Source organism: Arhodomonas sp. KWT (genome assembly GCF_010993615.1).
In genome coordinates this window covers 18,402-22,949 of the sequence record NZ_WNXE01000038.1, presented here as the reverse complement: position 1 = coordinate 22,949, position 4,548 = coordinate 18,402, and the positions used below count along the sequence as shown (strand labels likewise).

The window sequence follows — 4,548 nt, the reverse complement described above, 5'->3', positions numbered from 1 at the left end:
GTCCGAAGCGCAGCATGGATCGGATTCCCGGTGTGACAAGGCGGGCCTCGCGGCGGGCACGGCACAGCGAAGGAGGCGATGTCGCACACGGCCTGTGGCCGTGCACGACCTACCCGCGCGAGCATCGCCATGGATCGAGTCGATGATGCACCGCGCGCGGACCAGGCGCCGCGACGCGGGGCTGTCGCACACGGCCTTTGGCGGTGCACGACCTACCCGACCGCTATCCGCCGTCGACCAAGCAGGTCGCGCGACGGGGCCGTGCGACATTCCGACCTGCCGCGGTGTTGGGCTCTCGCACACGGCCTGCGGCCGTGCACGACGTACTTGCGACGCCCTGACCTGCCGCAGGGCCGCGCTGTCGCACACGGCCTTTGGCCGTGCACGACCTACCCGCTGGACGACCACTGGGGACCGCGTAGGTCGTGCGCCGGAGGCGTGCGACGGACACACGGCGGGCGCCGGAGCGTGGCTAGGCATACAGCCGTTCCTCGCCCTCGCCGGCTACGTTGGCCACGCAGCGACCGCACAGCTCCGGGTGGTCGGCGTTGCGGCCCACGTCCGGCGTGTGGTGCCAGCAGCGCACGCACTTGGCGTGCTCGGTGGCCGAGACCACCACGCCGAACTCCGTGCCGTCGGAGAGGCTCGCGGTCATCGCCCCTTCCGGGCGGGCCTCCGCCGGGTGCACCCGCGCCGCGGAGGTGATCAGCAGAAAGCGGAGCTCGTCGCCAAGCTGCTGCCACTCGCTGTACAGCGGCTCCGGGCAGTAGAGCTCGACCTCGGCCTCCAGGGTGGCGCCCAGGACCTTGTCGTTGCGCAGCTCCTCGACCCGCTTGGCAACCGCCTCGCGCAGCCCCTGGACACGCTGCCAGAAGCCCCGGTCGAACGCCTCGTCCTCCAGCGGGACAAGCCGGTCGTACCACTCCGCCATGAACACGGACGCCTCGTCCCGCTCGCCGGGGATATGGGCCCAGAGCTCATCGGCGGTGAACGAGAGGATCGGCGCGATCCAGCGCGCCAGCGCCTCGACGATGTGGTACATCGCCGTCTGGCAGGAGCGCCGGGCCAGGCTGTCGCTCTGGGTGGTGTACTGGCGGTCCTTGATCACGTCGAGGTAGAAGCCGCCCATGTCCAGCACGCAGAAATGGTGCACGCGCTGGGTGACCTGGTGAAAATCATAGGCGTCGTAGGCGGCGACCACCTCGCGCTGGACCTCCAGAGCCCGGTCCACCGCCCAACGGTCCAGCGCCAGCATACGCTGCGGCTCGACGCAGTCGCTGGCCGGGTCGAACCCCGCCAGATTGGCGAGGAGGAAGCGGGCGGTGTTGCGCATGCGCCGGTAGCTGTCGGCGGTGCGCTTGAGGATCTCGTCGGACACGGCGATCTCGCCGGTGTAGTCCGTGGACCCCACCCAGAGCCGAAGGATATCTGCACCGAGCTTGTTCATCACCGTCTGCGGGGCGATGACGTTGCCCCGCGACTTGGACATCTTGTAGCCCTTCTCGTCCACGGTGAAGCCGTGGGTAAGCGTGCCCCGGTAGGGGGGGCGGCCGTCGAGCATCATGCCGGTGAGCAGCGACGACTGGAACCAGCCGCGATACTGGTCCGAGCCCTCGAGGTAGAGGTCCGCCGGCTTGGCGAGCTCCGGGCGCGAGTCCAGCACGGAGGCGTGGGTGGTCCCGGAGTCGAACCACACATCCAGGATGTCGGTGACCTTCTCGTAGCGCGGGGCGTCGTCGCCGAGCAGCTCCGCGGGATCGAGTTCGAACCATGCGTCGATGCCGCGCTGCTCCATGCGCTGTGCCACCGCCTCGATGAACTCGTCGGTGCGCGGGTGGGGCTCGCCGGTGTCGCGATCGACGAACAGCGCGATGGGCACGCCCCAGTTGCGCTGGCGCGAGATGCACCACTCCGGGCGGTTGCGCACCATCGCCGCCATGCGGCCCTCACCCCAGTCGGGGAACCAGCGCACCGTGGGCAGGGCCTCCAGGGTCTTCTCGCGCACCCCGTTGGCCTCCAGGTTGAGGAACCACTGGGGCGTGGCGCGGAAGAGGATCGGGGTCTTGTGCCGCCAGCAGTGGGGATAGCTGTGCTCGTAGCGCTCGACGTTGAGCAGCGTCCCGGTCTCGCGCAGGGTCTCGACGATCTTCGGGTTGGCATCGAAGACGAACAGCCCGGCGAAACGCTCGGTCCCGGGGAGGAAGCGGCCGTCATCGCCAACCGGGTTCTCCAGCGGCAGGTCGTAGCGCTGGCCTACCTCGAAGTCATCGGCACCATGGCCCGGGGCGGTATGCACGGCACCCGTGCCCGCCTCGGTGGTGACGTGCTCACCGACGACCACGGGCACCTGCCGGTCCAGGAACGGGTGGCGCAGCTCCAGGCCCTCGAGGTCCCGCCCGAGGCAGCGCCCGACGATGCCGTAGTGCTCCATGCCGTAGCGCGCGAGTGCCGTCTCGTGCAACGCCTCAGCCAGCACAAGCAGCTCGCGGCCGTGGTCCACGGAGACCAGCACGTAATCCAGCTCGGGGTGGACGGCCACCGCCTGGTTCGCCGGCAGCGTCCACGGGGTCGTCGTCCAGATCACCAGCGACGCGGCGGCCTGCGGTTCCACGCCCTCGGCACCACAGGCACGGCGCAGCGCGTCGCCGTCCACCGCGGTGAAACGCACATCGATCGCCGGGGAGACATGGTCATCGTACTCGACCTCCGCCTCCGCCAGTGCCGAGCCGCAGTCGGTACACCAGTGCACGGGTTTGAAGCCGCGCTTGAGATGCCCGTTGCCGACGATTCGCCCGAGCGCGCGCAGGATGTCCGCCTCGGTGCGGAAATTCATGGTCAGGTACGGATCGTCCCAGTCCCCGATCACGCCAAGGCGCTGGAAGTCCGCTTTCTGCCCGGTCACCTGCTCCTCGGCGAAGCGTCGGCAGGCCGCACGGAAATCGGCGTCGGAGACCTCCTCGCCGGCCTTGCCGATGTCCTGCTCGACCTTGTGCTCGATGGGCAGGCCATGGCAGTCCCAACCGGGGACGTAGGGGGCGTCGTACCCGTCCAGGGTGCGCGCCTTGACGATGATGTCCTTGAGGATCTTGTTGACCGCGTGGCCGATATGGATCTCGCCGTTGGCGTAGGGCGGGCCATCGTGGAGGATGAAACGCTCGCGGCCGGCGCGCTGCTCGCGGATGCGCCGGTACAGGCCCTCGTCGTTCCAGCGCGCCACCCGGTCGGGCTCGCGCTTGGCGAGGTTGGCGCGCATGGGGAAGTCTGTCTTGGGCAGATTCAGGGTGTCTTTGTAATCGGTCACGACGTCGTCCTGCGATCCTGTGTCGATGACGGGTTGTCGGGCTGCCCGGCGAACCAGGCCCGCGCCGCGTCGGCGTCGCGCGCGATCTGATCGCGCAGCGCCTCCATGGTGTCGAAACGCTCCTCGCCACGCAGGAACGCCCGGAAGGTCACGGCGACGTGGGCGCCGTAGATGTCGCCGTCGAAATCGAAGAGGTGGGTTTCCAGCAGCGTGGCCCGACCGTTGACCGTGGGCCGCGTGCCGACGCTGGCCACCCCCTCCTGTCGCCGGCCAAGACCGTCCAGGGTCACCGCAAATATGCCGTGCACCGGCGGCGGCGAACGCCGGAAACGGATGTTCGCGGTACGCCAGCCGAGTTCCCGGCCGATCGCGTCCCCGCGGGCGACCCGGCCACTGATGGTGTAGGCCCGTCCGAGCAGCCGGCCCGCCGTGGCGAGGTCACCCGATCCCAGCGCCTCCCGGACCCGGGTGCTCGAAACCCGGCTGCCGCCGTCGACTACCGTCGGCATCCGTTCCACCTCGAAGCCGTTCGTCTCGCCCGCCGTGCGCAGCATCTCGAAACCGCCCCGCCTGCCGTGGCCGAAGCGGAAGTCGTCGCCCACCATCAGGAACCGCACGCCGAGCCGCCGCACCAGCAGATCATCGATGAACGCCTCCGCCGGCATATCCGCCAGGCCTCGGCCGAAGCGCAGGCAAACGACCCGGTCGATGCCGCAGCCGTGCAACGCGGCGAGCTTGTCGCGCAGCCCGGTGATACGCGGCGGCGCACGCTCGGGCACGAAGAACTCCAGCGGGTGGGGCTCGAAGGTCACCACCGTCGCCGGCAGCCCGAGCGCGTCCGCGCGCTCGCGCAGACGCGCGATCACGGCATGATGGCCACGGTGCACGCCATCGAAATTGCCGATGGTGGCGACGCAACCGTGGTGCCGGTGCACTAGATTGTGGCTGCCCCGGATGAGCTCCATGCCGTGCCGGTCCCCAAATCCCTTTATTCTACGGTGGATTCACTGCGCGGTGAAAGTCGTGGGCCGCCGCCGGCCCGGCGTAACGCCGGTTCAGCGTATCTGCCGAACGCCGACGACGGCCCGCACCGCCACCGCGGGCCGGTTACGTCCGGCCACCGACACCCTGACCGGGACCCGTGCGTGGAGGCCCTGGCCGCAGGGGGCCCGTGGGCTGGCTGCTGAGCACAGCCAAGATCCCGGCCCAACCCGCCTTGGGCCGGTCATGTACAGGTATCCGACACG

General features: G+C 69.6%; 2 protein-coding genes. Both read right to left on the bottom strand.

The window, feature by feature from the left end; genetic code table 11:
* Positions 1-472 precede the first annotated feature (472 nt).
* A complete protein-coding gene (ileS, locus tag G7A99_RS08665) occupies positions 473-3,301 on the bottom strand; it encodes an isoleucine--tRNA ligase (protein ID WP_163139562.1) in 2,829 nt (942 codons plus the stop codon).
* The gene (gene ribF / locus G7A99_RS08660; protein WP_163139560.1) at positions 3,298-4,266 is read right to left on the bottom strand and encodes a bifunctional riboflavin kinase/FAD synthetase; all 969 of its coding nucleotides are present in this window, start codon (positions 4,264-4,266) and stop codon (positions 3,298-3,300) included. Before ribF ends, ileS begins: the two co-directional genes overlap by 4 nt.
* Positions 4,267-4,548: the final 282 nt, after the last annotated feature.